Annotated in this window: 18 protein-coding genes; 7 read left to right on the top strand and 11 right to left on the bottom strand. The window is 44.5% G+C overall.

Annotation, left to right across the window (positions count from 1 at the left end):
* Positions 1 to 123: 123 nt before the first annotated feature.
* Positions 124 to 960: a GTP cyclohydrolase I FolE2 gene (locus JNK13_05580; protein ID MBL7662206.1), complete on the bottom strand. Its 837-nt coding sequence runs from the start codon at positions 958 to 960 to the stop codon at positions 124 to 126.
* Between the two features lie 213 nt (positions 961 to 1,173).
* Between JNK13_05580 and JNK13_05575 the strand changes: the two genes are divergently transcribed.
* Entirely contained in the window at positions 1,174 to 1,725 is a 552-nt protein-coding gene (locus JNK13_05575) for a hypothetical protein (GenBank protein ID MBL7662205.1), read from the top strand.
* Between the two features lie 31 nt (positions 1,726 to 1,756).
* The gene (locus JNK13_05570; GenBank protein MBL7662204.1) at positions 1,757 to 2,260 is read left to right on the top strand and encodes a hypothetical protein; all 504 of its coding nucleotides are present in this window, start codon (positions 1,757 to 1,759) and stop codon (positions 2,258 to 2,260) included.
* Between the two features lie 86 nt (positions 2,261 to 2,346).
* Here JNK13_05570 and cmr6 read toward each other — a convergent pair whose 3' ends face one another.
* From cmr6 to cmr1, 4 genes are read right to left on the bottom strand one after another with little or no spacing between them, the layout of a single operon-like run.
* Positions 2,347 to 3,564, bottom strand: coding sequence for a type III-B CRISPR module RAMP protein Cmr6 (gene cmr6, locus JNK13_05565; protein MBL7662203.1), 1,218 nt, complete (start codon positions 3,562 to 3,564; stop codon positions 2,347 to 2,349).
* A 21-nt stretch (positions 3,565 to 3,585) separates the two neighbouring features.
* Positions 3,586 to 4,017 carry a hypothetical protein gene (locus tag JNK13_05560; GenBank protein ID MBL7662202.1) on the bottom strand — a complete coding sequence of 144 codons (432 nt, stop codon included), beginning with the start codon at positions 4,015 to 4,017 and terminating at the stop codon, positions 3,586 to 3,588.
* Positions 4,001 to 4,795 carry a hypothetical protein gene (locus tag JNK13_05555; protein MBL7662201.1) on the bottom strand — a complete coding sequence of 265 codons (795 nt, stop codon included), beginning with the start codon at positions 4,793 to 4,795 and terminating at the stop codon, positions 4,001 to 4,003. The genes JNK13_05560 and JNK13_05555 overlap by 17 nt, the downstream gene beginning before the upstream one ends.
* Entirely contained in the window at positions 4,792 to 5,778 is a 987-nt protein-coding gene (gene cmr1, locus JNK13_05550) for a type III-B CRISPR module RAMP protein Cmr1 (GenBank protein MBL7662200.1), read from the bottom strand. Before cmr1 ends, JNK13_05555 begins: the two co-directional genes overlap by 4 nt.
* 65 nt (positions 5,779 to 5,843) lie before the next feature.
* Here cmr1 and JNK13_05545 point away from each other — a divergent pair, with 65 nt between their 5' ends.
* Positions 5,844 to 7,721 (top strand): potassium transporter Kup, encoded by a 1,878-nt coding sequence (locus tag JNK13_05545; GenBank protein ID MBL7662199.1) that lies wholly within the window; start codon positions 5,844 to 5,846, stop codon positions 7,719 to 7,721.
* 45 nt (positions 7,722 to 7,766) lie between these two features.
* On the opposite strand, the gene JNK13_05540 is transcribed toward JNK13_05545, so the two are convergent.
* On the bottom strand, positions 7,767 to 8,144 hold the full coding sequence (locus tag JNK13_05540; protein MBL7662198.1) for a four helix bundle protein: 378 nt from the start codon (positions 8,142 to 8,144) through the stop codon (positions 7,767 to 7,769).
* 120 nt (positions 8,145 to 8,264) lie between these two features.
* Positions 8,265 to 8,897 (bottom strand): tyrosine-protein phosphatase, encoded by a 633-nt coding sequence (locus JNK13_05535; GenBank protein ID MBL7662197.1) that lies wholly within the window; start codon positions 8,895 to 8,897, stop codon positions 8,265 to 8,267.
* 24 nt (positions 8,898 to 8,921) lie between these two features.
* On the opposite strand from JNK13_05535, the gene JNK13_05530 reads away from it, so the two are divergent.
* The 4 genes from JNK13_05530 to JNK13_05515 all read left to right on the top strand — a co-directional run bounded on the left by JNK13_05530 (position 8,922) and on the right by JNK13_05515 (position 11,470).
* Positions 8,922 to 9,593, top strand: a complete 672-nt coding sequence (locus JNK13_05530) for a rhomboid family intramembrane serine protease (GenBank protein MBL7662196.1) — start codon at positions 8,922 to 8,924, stop codon at positions 9,591 to 9,593.
* 114 nt (positions 9,594 to 9,707) lie between these two features.
* A complete protein-coding gene (locus JNK13_05525; GenBank protein MBL7662195.1) occupies positions 9,708 to 9,914 on the top strand; it encodes a hypothetical protein in 207 nt (68 codons plus the stop codon).
* 39 nt (positions 9,915 to 9,953) lie between these two features.
* Complete coding sequence (locus JNK13_05520) at positions 9,954 to 10,397, top strand: acyl-CoA thioesterase (protein MBL7662194.1); 444 nt, start codon at positions 9,954 to 9,956, stop codon at positions 10,395 to 10,397.
* Between the two features lie 2 nt (positions 10,398 to 10,399).
* Positions 10,400 to 11,470 carry a polysaccharide deacetylase family protein gene (locus JNK13_05515; protein ID MBL7662193.1) on the top strand — a complete coding sequence of 357 codons (1,071 nt, stop codon included), beginning with the start codon at positions 10,400 to 10,402 and terminating at the stop codon, positions 11,468 to 11,470.
* Here the strand turns inward: JNK13_05515 and JNK13_05510 are convergent.
* From JNK13_05510 to JNK13_05495, 4 genes are all read right to left on the bottom strand, one after another.
* Positions 11,467 to 14,265 (bottom strand): conjugal transfer protein TraG N-terminal domain-containing protein, encoded by a 2,799-nt coding sequence (locus JNK13_05510; GenBank protein ID MBL7662192.1) that lies wholly within the window; start codon positions 14,263 to 14,265, stop codon positions 11,467 to 11,469. The genes JNK13_05515 and JNK13_05510 overlap by 4 nt on opposite strands.
* Positions 14,266 to 14,267: 2 nt before the next feature.
* On the bottom strand, positions 14,268 to 16,697 hold the full coding sequence (locus tag JNK13_05505; GenBank protein ID MBL7662191.1) for a conjugal transfer protein TraG N-terminal domain-containing protein: 2,430 nt from the start codon (positions 16,695 to 16,697) through the stop codon (positions 14,268 to 14,270).
* A 2-nt stretch (positions 16,698 to 16,699) separates the two neighbouring features.
* Positions 16,700 to 18,835: a hypothetical protein gene (locus tag JNK13_05500; protein ID MBL7662190.1), complete on the bottom strand. Its 2,136-nt coding sequence runs from the start codon at positions 18,833 to 18,835 to the stop codon at positions 16,700 to 16,702.
* Between the two features lie 173 nt (positions 18,836 to 19,008).
* Entirely contained in the window at positions 19,009 to 21,498 is a 2,490-nt protein-coding gene (locus JNK13_05495; protein ID MBL7662189.1) for a DUF4225 domain-containing protein, read from the bottom strand.
* Positions 21,499 to 21,500 lie beyond the last annotated feature (2 nt).

Genomic DNA, 21,500 nt, shown 5'->3' with positions numbered 1-21,500 from the left:
AGCGAGGGAGGGTAGCGACCGAAGCAATGACACAAAACGCAAATAGATTGTCATCTACCACTGTGATCTTATCTTAGACCCGAGCGTTCGATTTCACTTCTTGTCATCTCTCGCAAATCTAGATCAATACGACAACTCGGCCACCGCATCATGCTCATGCAGTGACTCAAAATGCGTAACTTTTATCTGGGCATGCTCAATACGCGGTTCTTTACGAAGCTCTGCGTATAGCAACCGCACTGCGTCTTCAACAAACTTTGGATGCTCAGCATTAAGCTCAGCAAAAGCCTGCTCGTCGCCACGTTTTACCAATGTTTGCACTTCAGTCTTCAGTGCACTAACCAGCAGTGACTGCACTGCTTCAATTGTTAAGAGTTGTTGTGCAGCAAAAGTTAGATCGACTACAGCCAAACTACGCTGCGAATGCGGCACGGCAGAAACTCCACGAAACGTTTCTGCATGTTCAGATAAAAGCTGTGAGCAGGGGCAAACAGACGAATACAAAAATGAAAAATTCAAACTGACGCGGCTAGGCAAATTATGCTCTTTTTTGATTTGAATTTTCACAGGATAAAAACGCGGCGCGCGCACTTGCGTGCGTAAGCTAACTTGATCGATTTGATAATTAAAACCAAAAGCAATCTCACAAGACTTACTACCCATCAATTGACAAAGTCGCTGCGCTAACTCGTCTAAAGCTTTCCAGGAATATTCAAGCACTGTAGATTCAGAAAATAATTCAACAAAGCGCGACATATTAATCCCCCGCGCCTCTTGAGCTAAACTAACACTCACATCAATCTGAGTTTCTAATTTTGAATTCAGCGCATTCGAGAACGAAAATGTAAGTGGTAATTTTAAATTTTTAATGCCCACAACTGGAATGCTGACCTGCGCATCCATAAATGGATTAGCTGAGGCCATGATATCAGGAAGTGTATTTTTTACGTTATCGTGCATTTATTTTAATCAAGATGAAGATTCCAATGAACTGCCGATATAGCGCGAAAGCACTGTATTTTCAAGCACCAGACAAAATGGTCCTGGGTGGTCCTTGAGAACTGCTTTAATTCTGTTGAATTTATGCTTGCCCTCTTTTATCTAACTAGCATAAGGATAGCTCATAAGTGAAAACTAATTACGACTTGCCTAAACTAAGGAGATTCAGCTGTCATGAGAAATAAAATTATTCTCTCCCTTATCACTCTACTAATCCCATCATTTTCATTTGCAGATGATTTAGAAGATTTAGTGGATGCGATCAATGAAGTTTCGACTAACAACACCGAAATCAATCATTCGACTAAGGCACTTCAAGATGTCTGCTCAACAATCGTGAACATCAAGAGCGAAGGCAAATGCGCTGTATACAAAACTAAGATCTCAGGACATATCGGCAACAGCAATCCAAGAGCTAAGGGCAACACTTGGATTGGCTTTCGTGGTTGCACAAAACGTTACGGCAATAAAATGAATTTCGTCGACAGTAAGGGCAATGTCGTGAATAGCCTTGTGCGCTATAATAACTCTGGCAAAACTTATGCCTACAGATTTTACTGCACACAAGGAGTACAAAGCTGTAGCGGATGTTGCCGCCGTGCTCGATCAATCTATAACACCGCAGTCCAAAACACAGGCTCAGGAACAATTTACGCCGTTGGCAAAAATAAACGCTGCGTAGAAATCCCTGATGCACGCAAATGCTACAACAGCTCAGGTTGCTAATTTTTAATTAATTAAAAGGATTAGAAAGCTCATGAAAAAATATTTATTACTTTTAACATTGATCATGCCCTTACCGGCTTTGGCAGATGAGTTAGATTCAATTGCTGACGAATTAGAAGATCTAACTCGCTCAACCAGCGCTTTTTCGGATGTCTGTAAATCGGTTGCTTCCTTACCGGGTTGTTTGATTTACAAAGGCAAAAAGCAATCAGCGCATATTCCACGGAATAATCCTCGCCACAAAAGCGGATCACTAATTGCTAAGCGTGGTTGCGCAGTAACATTTTCTGGGAAAATAGTTGATAATAAAGGCAATCGAATCGCCAGTTGGGGACCTTATACTCCTGCAGGTGCATTGTATAAATTCCGCTACTATGGTTGCGGCACACCGGGCGCAAATTGCCAAAGCACAAAATCAATGGCGTCAAAAGCAAAAGCAAATACAGGCTCAGTTACCGTGTTTGCTGTAGGAAAAACTGGAAAGTGCTACCGCATTCCAAATCCGACAAAGTGCTATAACAGTTCGACTTGCTAACACTGGAACGGATAGAATCATGAATGCTCTAAGGAAGCTATGATTAAGTTCGAGGTTGAGCCAAGATCGGACTTATTAGAGCTTCCTTAGTTAACCCTGAATCGCCCATATCCTAGGGCGGTTCTTGATCCCAGCCCAAACTCAACAAGCATTTGCTGCAATAAGTTCCCTACCGTGCCAAGTAGCGACTCTTCTGAGCCAGGCCTCAACGCAAAACTAAATGTATATTCAGCTCCAGGTTTAATCACAGATAGATAGTCTCGTTCAGGTAACTGAGTATCAGCTGCAGAACCCCGGCCATGATACCAAGCAGGGAATGAATCCTGCAGAGTTTCAAATCCAAGATCAGGCAAAGCCCGCGTAGGAAAAGAATCAAAGAAGATCACCCGGCCTGGTGCCTCTGTTGTCCCAAAAATTTGTTCAAAATCTCTAGCTACTGCAAGTCCAGGATCTCCAGCCAGTAAGTTTTGTAGATATTCTTTAAAAGTTCCCTTGATCATTGACCCATGCACCACAGGATAACCATAAAGATGGTCAGTAACGACACTGATTTGCCGTAATAAACTAGAAGCATTCTGCCCAAGCACTAGTGGTGTAGATAATTTTAAAACACGATGATCGAGTAAATAGCCCTGAGTTCGTAGGGATTTATAAATTTGGATCTGCCGAGTTTTGAGTGCCTCTAAAGGGATAAGATTCTTCACTGCATTTTGATAAACCGGCAGAAATGTTTTGTGCATAAAATGCCGAAAATGATCGCGATTACGCTCAAATTCATTATTTTCAGCATGCTTCCAGGAAATGCCCTTTGCTAGCAAAAAAGCTGGATTAGCAGTGCCCCAATTGACCATACGTCGACGCATATCACGCGGCAGTGGAGTTGCATCATGGGCAATGCGTAGCGAAAGTTGTCGCTTAGGGATCACACGTAATTCTTGAGCTTGCTGCGAAATTTTTGAAGCTGATTTTGTGCGGTTGTTTCTGGAGCGGTCATTACGAGCTCCACGCTGCAGTGTCGTGCGAAAACTTTGAGCAGTTGCATCAAATTTTTTCTCCTCTTCCCGTACGGGAGAACGCTCAGTAATAGTTACCGTACTTGCAGTTACAGGCGAGTATTTTCCTTTTTTATTTTTTACCGGATCTGCTGCTGCGAAACTCACTTGGTCACCCTTAACTGGTTCAGGTGTCGGGTTCGTAACAACAGAAAGATAGAACCGCGCAGGGACATCAAAACCGGCAAAAGCGATTTCTCCCATTTTGTTGGCAGCATTATAGCTAATGATCTTGCCTGTTTTTTCGCTCATCTCAGTCTTACTCGTTCAGTGTTACTCGTTTAGTTGATCAATTGTGGCTGTCTGTTCGGGACTTTCCAGATTCTCCTGCAAATCAGTCTGCACTTGCGTGAATTGCTGAGCTTGCAGGGCAAAAAATTTGAGCGCTGCGCTAGTGATTGACATTACCAACTGCGAATCGCTTTCCCAAGCTGCAGTGCGAAAATTTTTAAGCTTTTGAGCATCGCTTCCTGCTTGTTCACAGATCCAAAGTCCTAAATAATGTCGAACCATTTTACCTACTGGACTCTGCTCTAATTCAGCAATAGCTTGTCCGATACCATGGCGTGCAATCACAACCGGCATACGATAAATCAGCGCTTTAGTTGCGCCAGATTTTCGGCGCTTTAGTGCAGCAGAAAATAAATTGTCTGCCGCAGCAACTACCGCAGTTCCGCGATCAGCTGTTTTATGCTCCAAGGTCATAACTACTTGCTCTCATAATTAGTCGAGATAGCCCTCGTCCGGTGCTAAGATTATTCCCGAGTTCAATTAATTTTGTCTCTGTTGGCAAGTTTTCTGCAGCTAAAGCGGTAATTAGCACCGCTTCTGCTGGAAATAGCTCTTCGTAGAGGTAGGGAGTCTTCCTTGCGATTTGAGCGGAATTGCCGGCAACACGTGCGCGTATTTCCAGGGCCGTTTGCAGCATTGCAGCAAAGGTTTGGTTACTGACGACAACGAGATCCATTTGGAGTTTCTTTTGCCACCATTCATATCCTGGGTCAGAAAAAATATTTTTTGCAAGTTCAAGCGCGATCACATCAAGTTCATTACTGTATTTTGAACGTAAGAAATATTCTTCAATTATTAATTCCCGATCGAGTAAAATTTGACACGACCGTGTAACGTAAGCTTGAACTTCAGGATTAAAAGTAAAGCCTTGGATCGTTTGATTGCTATTCGACCCGAGTAATTTCATTTTCCCGAGCGCTGCCGGACAAGTGATCCAGGCAAAAAGTCCCGCGGGGGTGCGCACCGGTAAAAGCAATAAGCTCGGGTCATAAGAAATATTCTCAGGATTGATTGTAATTTTAGCATGCCGCAACGCCCGCATTAAGGTTGAGGTTCTGATGACTGGAATTTTTAAATCCGTGTCTATGGCCGCTTCCATGGCCGCGCGTGGTAGATAAGTCAGGCTTGCAGTTTTCTCACCGGTCGAGCCAATGCCCGTTAAGGCATGAATAAAAACTGTTTTCTCGCTCATGGAATTGCAACCTCTTTACGGTTCTGCTTGAGCGCAGCTAAAAATTCATCTAGCTTATCTCGATTGGCCGTTTTAACTCGGGGCAGCGGCAATAAGAGTGTGACAATCATTGTCCACCCGCTCTTTAACTCAATTAGCCTGATCCATACTGGTGATGCATAACGCTTGGAACCTTCTCGACTGAAGCGCTCTTTTCGTTCTGCCTGCGCTCCATTCTCTCCCTGATTGATCTTCAACGGCAAACCAAAAATTTGGTTTTTAAATTGCCGTAACTTAAGCATGAGCTTAGCGCGCGCTTCGGCTTCGCTACTAGGGCCGAGGTCAGAAATAATAATATGCGAACCATCTTTACCGCTAACCAGTTGTGGGATATCGCCGCGCAACTGATTGGGAGTTTCAATATTTTTTCCGCCTTCGAATAATATTTTTCTGGCTTCAATTAAACCGGCACTTAATGCATTCTTAAGTTCGTCACTCGACCACTGCTGATGGATTACTGGCAAGTTCAGTTGATACGAACCTGAGATTGAAATAACCCGCACTCCTCCCGCTCCACGTCGCGAACGCCGACCAAATCCACCGATTGTAGCAGCAAGCCAAAGTGCAGCACAGGCTTTTAGAAAATCCTCGTCACGCATCGAGTGTGGTTGTGATAACACAAGTTGAAATTCATGCCGCGCTGGCAAGGCGCGCAAAGGTTTAACCCGTTCCTTGTGTGGCTGTGGCGAGATTTCTTGGGGCAGGACGTTTGGTCGGATTAGTTGGAGACGCACTCCCCTCGTGGCCTGGCCTTGTCTCCCACTAGAGCCAAAAATTTGCGACTCTTTATGCGCAAGAGATTTAAGATTATAAGCAGAAGCACAGAAGGCCCTATACCAGTAGCGCATTGCCCCCTTAAACGCCTGCTCACGCAGTGGCAGCCCGCCAAAGGCCAAAGAAAAAAGCGCTGTTTCCGTGCGAAATGAAAATGTTACTGACTTCATGCTTAAAATTATCTATGTTTTAATATTTAACGATTAACTTAACGCGGATCAAGTATTCAGAATAGATGTCAGATAATAATCAAAAATCTAAAACTACAACATGGGAACTAACCCTCGGAGCGCTGGGAGTTGTTTTCGGAGATATCGGAACCAGTCCATTATATGCGATGCGGGAATGCTTCTCCGAAGCACATGGATTAAGTTTAACACCTAGCCATGTACTCGGGGTACTCTCCTTAATTATCTGGTCTTTAATTATTTTGATCAGCATTAAATATGTAACTTTTGTGATGCGTGCCGATAACCAAGGTGAAGGCGGAATCTTGGCGTTAATGGCCCTGGCCAAGCCGCGCGACCATTCGACTCTGACTGTGGGCATTATTGTCATGGGACTTTTTGGAACTGCCTTACTTTTTGGTGATGGAGTAATTACTCCGGCAATCTCAGTGCTCAGCGCAGTTGAAGGCCTAGCAATTGTTACACCAGTATTCGAAAAATATGTGATCGGCATTACCATTCTAATTTTACTTTTCTTTTTCATGAGTCAACGTTTCGGCACGGCACGGATTGGGACTGTTTTTGGGCCAATCATTATCCTCTGGTACGCGGTATTGGGACTTTTAGGTATTTACGGGATTCTCAAAGAGCCTTCAGTATTTTTATCTTTCAATCCAAGCTATGCCATTGAACTAGCACTTGATGATCCAGCTCACGCTTTTTTTCTGCTCAGTTCAGTATTTCTAGTGGTCACTGGTGGCGAAGCGCTCTACGCCGACATGGGACATTTTGGACGGATTCCTATTAAGTATGGCTGGTTTTTCTTTGCCCTGCCTGGACTGCTCTTAAACTATCTTGGCCAGGGAGCACTACTCTTGCACGATCCCTTATCAATTAAGAATCCGTTTTACATGCTTGCACCAACCTGGGGACTAATTCCATTAGTTGCGCTAGCAACAGCAGCTACTGTGATTGCCTCTCAAGCAATCGTCTCGGGAGTTTTTTCACTAACTCGCCAAGCGATTCAACTCGGATATTTTCCGCGTGTGCGCGTCACCCATACTTCAGCAGAGCAAATCGGCCAGATTTACGTACCTTCGATAAATACTGCCCTACTAGTTACCACGCTCTGGCTAGTATTAACCTTTCGCACGTCAAGCGCACTTGCTGGCGCGTATGGCGTAGCAGTATCATTGACGATGGTGCTAACAACATCAATGATGTTCTACGTGACGCGTGGAGTCTGGAAATGGTCATGGGTCAAGTCGATAGTTGTAATTTTACCAATACTCATAATTGAACTCTTATTTCTCGGGGCCAACTGTTTAAAAATAGCAGATGGCGGCTGGTTCCCGCTGGTTACAGGCATAGTAATTTTTGCAATGATGACAACCTGGCAACGCGGTCGAGGTATTCTTGCTGAACGCCTGCGTGAACAGACCGTGCCGCTTGATAAATTTTTCAGCGAACTTCCAACACGTCAGATTTCGCGAGTTTCCGGGACGGCAATTTTCATGACTGGCTCGACTTCAGGTATCCCGCCAGCATTAGTGCACAATCTGCGTCATAACAAAGTGCTACACGAGCGCGTTCTTTTTATTACAGTGCTTTTCGAACAAACTCCAGTAATCCCATTTCACGAACGAGTTTCGATTCAACAACTCGATCACGGCTTTTATCGGATTCTGGCACGTTATGGCTTCATGCAAAAACCCTCAATTGAGAATATCTTAAGTGCCTGCCTCGCTCACGATTTAGAAGTGCGCACTGAGGAAGTGACATTCTTTCTTGGGCGCGAAATTTTACTTGCGACCCCGCGTCCGGGCATGGCAATTTGGCGCGAGAAATTATTTGCTTTCTTGCAGCGTAATTCGCAGCCCGCAACGCAGTATTTCAAGATTCCACCAAATCAAGTTTTGGAAATTGGCTTGCAGGTTGAGTTGTAGACTCAGTGCGAAGGTTGTCTCTTAGGCTTAGGCTTGAACTTCCCCTTAGCCTTCGACCTTTTTGTTCACCTGTGTCATAGCTGAAAACATTGACGCAATTTCGCTCAGAAGTGCGCGACATTCGCTCAATTCTTCCTCACTTGAAAGCTTCAAGATAACCAATAAATCAAATATCGCAGCACATTCTAAAGCAGAGCCACGTGCTATCGAATAAAAACGTCTTTTATCCATAGAACTTGTCTTACCTGCACCTTCGGCAATATTAAGCGCTATTGAGATCGCTGCCCTCCTCAACTGGCTTACGATGTCTTTGTTCCCCGGTGGAATTTGGACAAGAATGTCTGCAATTTTTGAAAAATAAGTTATAGCCTTTTGATATACATATAATTTTTGATGACTGAACATAGATGCAATTGCCTCCATATCTATATTCCTCCGTTTCTGTGTGCTTGTTGCGGAAATGAAGCGAAAATTTATGAAAACAGCAGGTTAAGAGTAAGGATAAGGAGCAGTGCAAGCCTAAGCCGAAGCAGCATCACCCCCCTACTTCGCGACCCATTCACGAAAGGGCATTTGACCGTTTGTTTCTTGCTGATAATCCCAAATCAAATCATCGATGGTCGGGTAGCCATTTAAGAATTCAGCAAACTGGCGTTCCGCTTTGACAAAACCGTAACGCGGACTCATTTGCTCGAGTGCTAGACTCAAATCTTCATGCGCCTGGGTTAACATCCAAATCGCACTGACGACACTGGTGCGATGCGCTCCGTCACTACAATGCACAAGCACCGGGCTTTCTAGCGTGTCTAAAATTTGAATGAGTTCTTGAATCGTTTTCTGCTCTGGACGGCGGGATGCGCGCAGTGGGAAATGGAGATATTTGCCGCCGAGTTCCGCAACAATATCTTTTTCACGCTTGCCATCTGCTTCTGGGTCGTCTTCTCCATAACGCAAATCCAGGACTGTTCTGATTTTATTGCTTGTAATTGTGCGGGCCAACCGTTGATGTGACATTTGCCCTGATCGATAAAATTCTCCTGGGATAATTTCTGCAAAATTTCGTTTGAAGATTAAGCGCGGCAGATATTCGGTAACGAGCTCGGGTCCAATAAAAATACTGGCCAGCAAAACCGTCGCAATCATCAAAATCAGTATATTTTTTATGTGCTTAAACATATTTTCTTCGTATAAGGCATAGGCATGTTCCCATTACGAGACAATAAGCGTCCATCTAATTTCCCTGCGGCGACTTGGACATTAATTATTATAAATATACTAGTATTTTTCTGGGAAACAACATTAGACAAGCGATCGATTGAAGACGCGATTAAATTATACGCGCTAGTTCCGAGGGAACTCCTGACTGCTGAAGCAATAAGCTGGCAGAGTCGCTTCCTCCCTTTACTGACGAGTCTTTTCTTACATGGGAGCTTGCTACATCTAGCGCTTAATCTGTGGACCTTGCACCTATTCGGCGACAATGTCGAAGACCGCATGGGGGTTGGGCGCTTTATTTTCTTCTATATTCTCTGCGGCTTAGGTTCAGGGATTGTGCATGCAGTGGTATTTAAGAATTCCTCCATGCCTGTGATTGGAGCTTCTGGGGCTGTGTCAGGGGTGATAGCTGCGTATGCGTTTATGTATCCCGGGGCAAAAATCATTACTGTGATCCCTATCATTATCATTCCCTACTTCATTCAAATTCGAGCATTTTTCTATATCGCTGTTTGGTTTATTGCGCAGATTCTTGCTGGCAGCCAGCTTGGTGCTGCTGCCGGCCAGGAGAATGTTGCATGGTGGGGCCACATCGGAGGATTTTTGACAGGCTTTTTTATTTTTTGGATTTTCATTCATCCCGAGCGATCAGACTAAATTTTTTCCGAAAAATTACGTTAAGATTAGAATTCTAATCTTGTCTACTCAGTTAAACTCGATTAAAGTCCAGCGTATTAGTGGCGCTTTTTTAGTGAATCCAATCAGGCACTTATGAAAAATCATCTCTCAATAGTTTTAGGATCAGCACTGCTTGTAATTGCACTTTCTGCTGTCTTAACAACTAGAGATAATACGCGCTCTAGTGATTTAGAATTAACGCGTGAGCAGTTAGTAGAGAAATACAGTAGCGGAGAAATTCCGCAAACAGATCACAATTTATCATTGCGTTTAATTCAAACTGCGCAAAAAGATATTTAAGCACAAATATTAATCGCCTAGTGGCTGAGATTAGATCAATTGAACCAGCCCTTCATCACAACGATCGACAATCTTCAGCTTGGTCTTTTTGATTTAGGCGGAGTGCTTTACCACGCAAATTATTTTGTAATCTACGAACGTGCGCGCGAAGATTTTTTGCGCTCAATCGCCCTGCCCTACTCGGACTTAGTAAAAGAAAATTATCACTTGGCGGTCATTGACGCAGAGCTACAGTATAAAAAACCAATTCGCTACGGTAACGAATTAGTAGTTGAATTATATTTTTCTGAAATCGGCAAAGCGAGCTTTCAAGCAAATTATAATATTTTCTCTTCACGCAAATCTGCAATTACAGATTTATTACACCATGGGCGCACCAAGCACGTTTTTGTAAAAACAAGCCCAACTCATGAATTTGAGATTTGCCCTTTACCAGAACAACTCAAGAAAGCCCTGCATAATTTCCCTAGCAAAATGAGTTAAATATGAGTTCTCCTTGGGCCGATCTCTTTCTTCTAGCAGCTAAAACAATTAGCTTTCATTCAGGGATTTTAAAAAAAATTGCAAGCCTCAGGGGATTAAATCATCGCCTACTTGCATTTGAAAGAATTATTGATCCAGAGAAGCTTCCCTATCCGATTGCTAGCAACCGCTATATCACACCGGAACATTTTGAAAACTTATTGCGCTGGGTTGCTAGGCATATGACCGTAATGCCTTTAGAAGATCTAATCGAAGCACGAAGTCACAATCACAAGATCAATCCCCTCACGGTAAGTCTAATCTTAGAAGGCGCATATCTGGAACATTACTTCATTGCACTGCCAATTATTCAAGAACTCAAACTTCCGGTCACAATCTTTCCGGCTACGGCATACCTTGGGACCGCGGAAATGCTCTGGCAAGACAAGCTTGCTCTGGCCCTACTCACCTGCTTCAGATCTCGTAAAAAAATACTCAGAGACTTAAGTGAGCAAGGCCTAACCAAAGACAAAGTAGATCCGACGCGCGATTTGCTGTTTCGTCTTTTAGAAAAAGAATCCGACAACGATTTTTATCTCGCCTTAGATGAACTCACCGAAGCACTTGCTCAAAGTTCTCCAGAAAATCGCTTTATAATCTTAGGGCTCTACGGAGAGCTTGCCCGCAACTACGCCGAGCTAAAGAGTGATGTCACGTTTATGTCTTGGCAGCATTTAACCGAACTCTCCAACAATCATGTTACGATTGGCCTGAGCACTCATACTTTTCGCCCTTTAGTTGAGCTTGGCACCGATGATTTACCCAAAGAGATTGAACACACTTTAAATACACTTCGTGAGCATAAATTATATGCGAACAATAGCTTCCTGCCACCTCAAGGGAAAATTCAAGTTAGATTCAACCAAGCGATCCGCGATGCTGGAGTTGCGGCAATACTTTATCACCAAAATCAGCAATATAATCTGAGAGAATGTGTTTGTGTTCCGGTCTTACACTGCTCAGAGGCCAGTAACTTTTCGCCACGAGAATTACTTGAAGATGGCTGGCTCTCCCGCAAACGCGGCAGTATTTAATTGCCGGATTTTTCCGTCTTAGCGAGTTTTTGATTTTCCTCAAGTAGGCGATCTAAGGATTGTTTCAAATCCGCCATCGAAGTGTAGCGATCTGCTAACAAGTTTCTAGCTATATCAGCCTCGCGGTTACCAAGCCGAGCATCGTCGATTGCCTGCTCTAAGCGTGCAGTTACGTGCTTACGCTCCGCGATTGAAGCTTCACTTAAATCCATTGTCCCATAAGAACGCTGGTTCCAATCTTGTAGGTTTGATCCGACCACTTTCTCAACAACTCCTGCATAACCAGGCATTTCCGGAGCACGTCCTCCTGGACCACTGCCAATTGCATTGTCATGGAAAGTTTGTTGATCCAGTGCGATGTCCATGTGTTGGTTTGGAGTGTAGCCGAAATCTCCCATTTCTAGCTGATCAGCTACGCCTAATGTAATAAAAATTGGCTCAAGCTGTCCACCGATGAGAGGGGTGCCATTAGTTTTACCTCCGAAGCCCCCACCTTTTTTACCCGCCTTATCTACGCTACCTCGCATTTTTTTGCCTTTACCGTAGTTCTCGATAAACTGCACGCCACCGCGAGTAAGATTGAATCCCGTGTTACTAATTGCCTTAGCGCTCTCAATTAACCGTTGGTCTTTAACCATTCTAGCGGCGTAAATACTTTCGCCCGGATCGTCATATGCCGATGGCAATTCAAAGCCTCGATAAACGCGTCTGTCTTGCGCATGAGCCATGCCTGCAAAAGAAAGTGAATAGTCAAACATTTCTTCGGCAATAACTTGCCCAACTCGAGCTTGCATATGCTTGTAAGCAGATTCTTTCTCAAATGCTACTTTTGGTAAGGCTGTTCCTGCTAAGCGGCGGGTTGCAAAAGTAATTGGAGTTAATGCGTTGTCAACATCCACATTTTGCGCGTCCTTCCCAGGAGTCTCGATATTTCCAGCAATGCCTAAATCTCCTGCGAATTTACGCACAAGGCCGCTTCCTTTATACCCTTCAAACGCTCCCTCCCAAGCACTCCAATACACAAAATCATCTTTCAACTGCTGAATGCTGCGCCCACTAATAGAATCAACGCGGTTATTGGGCATTATTGGCAGTCCACCCTTGCGCGACTGATATTCCATATCTGACATGTCATTACGAGTTTTCGCATTGTCATTTCTTAAGCGGTTAAAAATATTATTCGTTGCTGCTCTAAATTCTCCTGCGCGAAGTTGTAAGTTCTGGCCTTGGTTTTGCGATAACCCAGCACCAGTTCCGATTGAAGTCGCATATGTTTTTGCGCCGTTTTCAATCAGCTGGGCTCCGCCTTTCGCCGCACCCATCACCATATAGCCCATGATCACCGGAATAGTAGAAAAGCAAACGCCCACAATATAATAATAAGTCGATAAATTCATCGTCGGGTCGTATGCCGAAAGACTGGCCATCACGGTGCCCAAATCATTGGAAAATTGCGATGCCGTAGGATCTTGATTAGCTGCAAACATTCCAAACAGAATATCATCAAGCATCATTACAACAGCATAGCCAATATCCCAGCTCTTCACCCACAACCAGAGCACGCACCACATTAACGCGCCCGTATACTTACCAGGGATCACTAAAAGGATCGCAAAGAATGGAAAAGTATAGGCCAAGAAGTAAAGCATTAGCCCTTGATAGTATGGTAGCGTCATCGCAGTTGTGACCAGCCTACTTTTATGCTCTTGCTCGCGGCCCGACCATTTCATGCGTTCTACCTTAGCAACAGAGCCCGCTTCGCCACCTTGTCGCGCAAGCATTTGAGGATAGCGTGCGCTTGATCCCTTGTGCGACTCAATTTTCAATAAATGCTTAGCTAATACTTGATGCAGTTCATGCCCACGATTTGGATCGTCAGCAGTCATGCCGCCTAGAGCTTTTGTTAGATCTGCCTCAAATTTCTCCTCAGGGATACCTAAGGACTTGGCTCGCTCAGTTAAGCGAGTCTGGATTTGAGCTGATTGATCTAGGAGATCTTCGTAAACTAAATCCCAAATTTCTTGGCAGGAGTACGATCGTTGCGCTTCTTTTGCCACATTTGCACGATTCGCAGGATCAGCACGCGAAACCAAATAATCAATTGTGTATTGACTATAGGGAACAATTTCTTGATCTTTATTTTGACTATAAAAGCGTTGATACTCACCCTTTGGATCAGCGCCACGATCACCAAGGCTGGCAAGATGAGTTTGCCTTGCGGCCTTAGCAAGCTCACCACAATGTCCCCAAAGACCTGCGTGAATCATGGAACTCAAGCGCGGATCTGAAATCGATTGAGTCACGGCAGTTTGTAGCAACTGCGTGCGCGCGACAAAGGTCATATCCGCTTTTTGACGCTGCTCTACTAGTTTTGTAACAATTGAGCGCACAAGTTCGCTCGTTAAATTATTGTACCAAGCAAAGAAAGAAGAAACTTTTGGGGTATTTGTATTATCGATTGTTGTGATTGATTGGATCACTTCATTTTTTTCGGCTTGATCGCGAGCTTCATCGCCAAAAATCCAATTTGAGCCTGTCGTAGGTTCGCGCGTCAAAATAACAGCTGCTAATAACCCCGGACCAACTACAAACCAAAGAAAAGCCTTATATTCACCGGCAACAACATACTGAGTAATTGCTAGTATCCCTGCAACAATAAAGGCAATCGCACCAAGTGGCCCCATGATTGTAGAGCTGAATGAATCAAGCACATAGGACTGGTAATAATAACCAGCAGTCTCCAGAGCTGAAGCAACCATTAATGCTGATGAGCCAACTGAGACAGGGTCTGCCATACTTACCTTCCCTCAATTCCCCCACCAGTGCCTAAGTATTTTCTCTGATAGGCGATATACTGATCGTTTTCAGCGCGATCTTGATACTTAGTCATGCGATTTTCAGATCGACCGAGCATGATATCCCCTCCATCAATACGAGTCCCTGAGTAAGTGCTGCGTTGGACAACGTTAGCCAAGTCCATACCATCGCGGCGTAGGTCTGGGCGCTGTTCGTGCGCAATCGTCGAAGTAATTTGGTGGGTATACAATGGCTGCAATACGAAACTCGCGGGACTCCCACTACTGAACAACCCAGCCATCACAGTGAGTTCTCGCGGAATTTGTGCATAAATATCTCCTACGCCTCGCACTTCTTTCCCTTGATAAGCCACATCGGTAAACCACTTAAAAGGTTCAGAATATCCCTTACGCTCAAATTGACCTAGTTTCGCCAATTCGAATTTACGTTTGTAATCCCAGACCGGCTCGTCTTGGAAATCGTGGTTATACCAACCGTAAGAGACCGCACTCCAAGCATGCTTTAAGACATCTTTAGAGATACTTGCCTTATAGACGTTATTCGCCATTTCAAAGTCCATAATTGAACCGGCAATATTGGCGCTCTTAGTAGATTGTCCCTGCAGCACTGACTTAGGATTAATCAAGACATTATTAACAATACCACCTTTCGAGGCTTGGCTTGCGCTACTAAGGACCATTCTTTTCTCGTAAGCGTCTGAGGCGCGGGCAAATGCTCCGCCACGGGCTGCCATCACGGCATCTTCTTTTTTCTTAGCCATCAAGGCAACTTCGTTCTGGGCGTGAATCGAAGATTCGTAGTCGCGCATTGCGTTACCGATGCGGCCAGCAAACTTACCCATACTATTGCCAACAGCATCAATAATTTCACCGGCTCCGCGTTTAACGATAAATCCCGTCAACACTGGCACTGCGGCCATCGCTCCAGCAATAATTAGATAATGCGTATTCATCGAGTAAAGTGGATCTGACCCTAGCACCTGCTTAAAGACTAGCCCCGGATCTTCGGCAAAACGATCATCAATTGCGTGAGTGCCGGGCAAGGTTGACCAGAGAATTTTCTCTAAGAGCATGACTGCTGCCATGCCAACATCCCAAGATTTAACCCATGCCCACAAAGCCATCCAAGCCAAGAAAAGTTCATATCTACCAGGAATGATCAAAGCTAAAGCAAAAAATGGAAAGGCAAGTGACAAATAAAATAGAAGCATGCCTTGCACATAGGGCAGAGCTAACATCGCCTCAAGAAAATCACCGACACCTTTATAGCGTTCTGGAACGTTAATTTTGGAAACAATTTTATTGACCGAAAAAACTTGATCATTGGCCAGCTTAAAATCCCGGTCGGCAAGCAAATACTGCGAGCCTGGATTCAATTCCTTCAATGCTTTATTCATCATCCGTGCAGCAACTGCATTATAGACAATGTTAAATTGCTCAGCAGGAGTGTGCGCCGCAGTGTCAGGGTTTAGCTTTTTTAAAATCGCTTGCATTACAGATGCATCTGTCACTTCTTGCGGCACTGAGCTCATCGTATCTAGCACCATTCTGCGCGCTTCTTGCTTCAGTGAGCAAAATGCCAAATTCCAAATATCAGCGCAGGCTATATTTGTTTTACCTGCGATGTGTGGGTCCTTACACTCAGCGTTAGGATTCTCGAACATGCTTTTTGCAAAAGGTGAATCCATAAACTGCCTTAAATACGGGTGCGTATCTAAAGACACAGGGAAGGCCCCATAATCCCGCATTAAACCCTGAGCTTCGAGTTGATTTTTAGTAGTTAAGTTATCGTCATAAGCACTTCTTGCGGCCGATACATAGGGAGCACATTCTTTGAGCAAGACAAGCTTTGTTAATGTTTGAAGTGCAGGATCTTCAATGCGGGAATTGAGCATCGCTGCATAAATTTGGCTTTGTAATAAGAATTGTAATTGATCTTGATCCTTGATTTGAAAAATAACCTTAATCAAGCCCTGGTTGACACTATCTACAATTTGCACCCAGGTGCTAAAAAACACTGAAACTTTCGCTTGCTTGAGCAGTTCCAACGAGGGGCTATCAATCGCTTCATTCAACGCAGCTTTTTTCTCGTCCATGGTAATTGGCCGCTGCCCCATCGAAAAGGATGGGCCAATTGAAGGGGTGCGCGAAAAAACAACTGCTTGAAAAAGAATTGGCCCAGCGATAAACCACATTGCGTGCAGATATCTGCCGCCAAGGGCAACAGTCATAATTGCGCCAATTGCTGCAGCGATATAGAGCACGGCGCCAATTTCATTGGAAAGTCCCTGCGAGAAAGTATCAATTATTCCGGATTGGAGATAATGCCCGCCAGTTTCCAAGGCGGCAGCAATCAGAGAACCTGCTGTTCCTAAAGATCCTGATTCGATGCTATTGACTGGATCCGGCATGCCTATTCTCCAGAACCATCATTATCACCACCCGACGAAACTGAAGCATCTGCATTCGTCGCTGTAGTATCGTAATTCTCTGATCCATAGAAGCCACTCTCGTATCCCTTTTCCTGGATATACAATTCTGCTTCTGAATCGATTGCTTGTTGTGTGTATTTAGCGCTGTAGTTCATCTTACGAGCACCCCGCAGCATATTGGCTGAAGATTTTTGCCAAATAATGTCATCATCGTGACTGCGCTCAAAACGCGCAAGATTTGCTTTAGCATCGACGTAGCGGGCATAAAGACCATCGCCTTGTTTTTTCTTAGCTTTACCAGCTTCACTTTTCATTAAGGCGACACGTGCATTATCCCATGCTTCACCAGTAGCCATTTTCCACTCATTATCTCGAGTTCCTCCTAAGCGGTTACGCTCGACGTTCTTTTGACGCGCTTGAACACGAGAGCCATATGAAGACAGGCGTGAGTTAAATACATCAAGTAAGTCAGTACTGGCCATGGTCAGGTGGGCCGTGATCACCGGAATTGCTAAAGTCGATACGCCTAAAACGGAGTAATATAAATTCGGCGAATAAACTGGGTCATTGCTAAAGATTGTGGTCCAAATTGAATTCGGATTCGTCCAGTCTGCTGTGTAAGCACTAAGTTCACTACGTACAACATGCGGCATGAATTCCCAAAGCAGCTGCTCGATCATGTGCACAAGTGCATAGCCAATATCCCAAGACTTGACCCAAATCCACATTGCAGGCCACATGAAAAATGTATTCACTCTTCCTGGCATTAATAAGAACAACGCAAAGAATGGGAAAGTAATCGACAGTAGAAACAAGGCCACACCTTGAATATAAGGTAGCATTCCACTGAGCGTTAATAAGTATGCTTGATCCCCGATTGATTCAGCATCTTGTCCCCATTCAAATATCTCACTAGTCATCTGCGAGTGTTCAGTCAGACGACCATAAAGGCCACTAGTTAATGCGCCGTGAGGAGTTCTCAGCACATGGTTCTGTAGTAAATGTCCGGCAATCACTTGAAACGCTGCTGAAGAAACTTCAGGATTATCAATCTCCCCAGTGGCTGGAATTTTCTCCAAGACTTCTTTTGCTAAGTCTTCCCATTTCAACCCAAGCTTGGTGTTTTCCTTAGCAAGTTTTTCAAATTTATATTTTGCTTCCTGGTATGTACCTAAGAAAACATATTTCCAAACGTCGCTACATGATGCCGAGTCTTGACTCCCGCGTTCACTCGGGCGCAGGTAGGATAGTGGCTCATAGCAGCCGTACAAGTCCGGACGTGTGCAATTTAATTCCTGAAAATTGCTGCCAATGAAGCAACCTTGTAAGTCTTGCAAGTATTGACAAACTGGTCGTGAAAACTGCACTTTGCGGTCACTAAATATGCGAGCTTGTTCTTCTTCGAGTTTGCTTTTCTGTTCTAAAATTTTCGGATCTAAACTCGAACCCTTAGCACGGGCTTTCTCTTCTAGAATTTTAATACTTGAGAGCGATTGCATATTATTTGTCGCTTGCCCGCACTCACCGACAAGACCCGTCATAATCAGTTCATGCAAGCCTGCGCTATTGGGTCGCTCTTGAAAGAGCGATTCGAATAATTTCATGCGGGCAACAAACTTAAGGTCGCTTTGGCGATCTTGGTCGACTAGAAATGCTACTGTGTTTTGCACGATAGCAGAAACTGCTTTGTCAAATTCAACAAATATATTCGATAAGTAGGCTGTTCCATTTTCTGGAAGCTCTACCTTAAGTTCCTTGAGCTTTTCCTCAATCGCAGCCTTTGACTCCTCTTCTCCACTATTTAGCCCGGCATTCTCACCGTAACGGTTACCAAACTTCCAATTGGTAAGCTCAACATTTTGCTTAGAGAAAATTACATATTGAAAGAGAACAGGCGCGATCACAAACCAAAGCGCGCCGCGATAGGATCCAAAAATGACAAGTTGGCCGAGAGCCATTGCTGCGAAAGCAATAAAAATCAGCGCTCCCATTTGTTGAAACCAGAACTGCATAGTCGCAAGAATCTCAGACTGGCCATACATGCCAGCTGTCTGCATCACTGCAGCGATTAAGTGCCCTACAGCACCAATTGCAACTCCATCCGTTTCTGGTGGCATATTATTTTTAAAAATCTTTACCTAAACCCGTTGCCAAAAGTTTTTTCGATTAACGAAACTTTCGTCAACGGGTATTTATTTATTTTGTCCAGTAAAATCAGTTTACTGGACGATTAGACTGAGTGCCTCAACTACAGCCTAATTAACAGCTATTTTGGCACTCAGTCTAAAAGTTACGGTGTCCCAACTCCACCTGGTTTAGGTCCACCACCCTTGCCAGAAAACCATGATCCAATTTCAGCTAGCTCAGCAGTATCTCCCAGCATTTTCCCGATCTGATGTGTATCGATGCTGCCAGTTTTTGCTTGCATCTCTGTCGCAAAAGTTGCCAACTTAGCTATTGATTGACTGTCAACATCCGGCAAGTTCCAAAACTCAATACGGTCAGTAACTGCTGCACGATACATATCAAAGGCCTGATAACTGCGGTCTTTCTGTAAATCTTGGTATAACATTCTTGCATTTAATTTCGTGTAACCAGCTCGCCCTTGATTTGCTAAACGACGCTTATCAATCATTGCCCCTGCTGTAGACATTCCTGAACTAGCCATCGCACCTACTCCTGCACCGATTAACGGTGCTCCAACCACAGCACCCACTCCAGTAAAACAGCAGATAACTCCAGCGACTGTAGCTACTCCGCCTAGCACCATCCCTACCCCACCATTAATCAGGTTTTGCGACTGACTTGCTTCGGTGGCATCAATTTGTTCTTTAATTCCAAGGAGTTCCCTACGCCCTGTTCGAGCGACTTGGCCTTTACGAAGGCGGTTTTTAACTGTTTTTACCGCGTATTTTTCACGCAGTTTATCGATAACACCTGCCTGATATGAACCGTACATCATGTCTGCATCTGCGCCACGCTTCTGCCCAAGCGCCTTAGCGCCATTTAAAAATGGAGACACTAGTGCGGCTTTGCCGCCAAGAATCGCCTGTCCAAAAACTACAGGGATACTCACAAGCGCAACAGAAAGAATGTGGTAGTAATTTGAGAGGCTGTAACCCGGATCATAACCAAAAGCTACACGCAAGGCATCAACCGGTGCTCGCGTAATCTCTCCGGTGCCTTCCATCGCAGAGCGCCAATCGTAATTTGCGTGTGGCATAATTTCCCAGAGAAATTCATCGAGGACCTTAACCATTGCAAACCCGACATCCCAGAATTTCACCCACATCCAAAGCGCAGGCCAAATAAAGAATGCCCCGGCAAAACCTGGAACAAGAATAAAAATACAGAAGAACGGAAATAGTAGTGCGAGTATATAAAGCAATACACCTTGAAAGTAGGGCATCGCCATAGCCGTGCTGTAAAGTGTAAAGCGATGCGTATAAGAATCTAGTGCTTCACGTAAAAGTCGCGAACCTTTATAGATATCCTCATTTTTACTGAAGTCCCCCGGCACATTATTTTCGTACTCGGTTTTGATTTTATAATCGTATTCAATGCCGTCAATACTGAGGTGTTGGTGCAAGGTGCTTGCCCAGTTGCGACTTGGGTCACGAGTCAGCTCATTCCGAATAAAATAACCGGCAACAATCTGTGGCAAATAGGCTGAGGGGGCCTCGCCTCCAGAACCGTTAGTCAACTTACTCAAAAGTTCTTTAGCTACTTCTACACGCAATTCTGGCTGCTGAGCGTTAGTGGTCAAACTCCCGTCAATCGCTTCGGTAATCGCACCACAAGCTTCTTGCTTAGCACCGAGATAAACCCAATTCCAGATATGAGCGCAGGAAACATTATCGTAAAACTCACTCGGCTCCTCAGTGCAAGCAGCTCCGTTTGAACAGGCAAGATCCAAATTCATTTTCGCTAATTCTGTTCCAGTTATACCAATGCACTCATCATAGGAGACATCCGTTGGAGCACTGGCACTTGCAGTTCCTGTCTTCTCAATAATTGTTAAGTTCCCACGGACATAGTTTCGCGCCGATTCGCTAAGTTTATTTTCACGCGAACCGCTTTTAAGATCGAGCTGATACTTGGTCGCATTCCAATCGCGCTCTAAAGCCTCAGCCGCTCTTACTTCCTCTGGACTTAATCCGCCACGGTCGGTTGGGTTTTTATATTTCCTGTACAAATCTTGCGTTTCGATATCGACCATGCGTTGAATTAAATTCGTATTCTCAGCGCACTGTCCGCGCATGCTTAGATGGATTAATTCAAGTAATCCCGGATCGGCAACACGCGATGACATCACTTTATCCATAACTTGCTGACGTACATTAAAAAGCAAATCTGGCTTTTCGCTACTCTTGGTCAACATGTCGATCAGTTGGCGTGAAAGCTCAGAGACAAATAAATCCCACTGATGGAAGGCCCAGGAGACTTTAATCTGTTTACCTTCCATCGAAGGAAAGACTTCTGCTGCATTAGGAGTACCGCGGTCGAAGGTACCAAACTGCCATTTAGTTCCATGCGCTTCGATACGAGAACTGAGGATCCAAATAAATAGCGGTGGTCCCAATAAGAACCATTTTGTCGCATCGGCACGCCCGTAAACAACAAAAGAGACTATGGCAAAAATTGCGCAGCCTAGTAGAATCACTACGCCAATTTGATCAAACATCCAGCCTAAGTGGGCAAGAATTTCAGATTGCGCGAAGTAACCTGCAGTCTGTAGCATTGCTGCCATTTCTGTTCCGGCGGATACGTAGTCAGCCATAA

The organism is bacterium, from assembly GCA_016786595.1.
Lineage (GTDB): Bacteria > Bdellovibrionota_C > UBA2361 > SZUA-149 > JAEUWB01 > JAEUWB01.
Note: the sequence above shows the minus strand (reverse complement) of the source record. Positions and strands in the feature narration are given on the sequence as shown.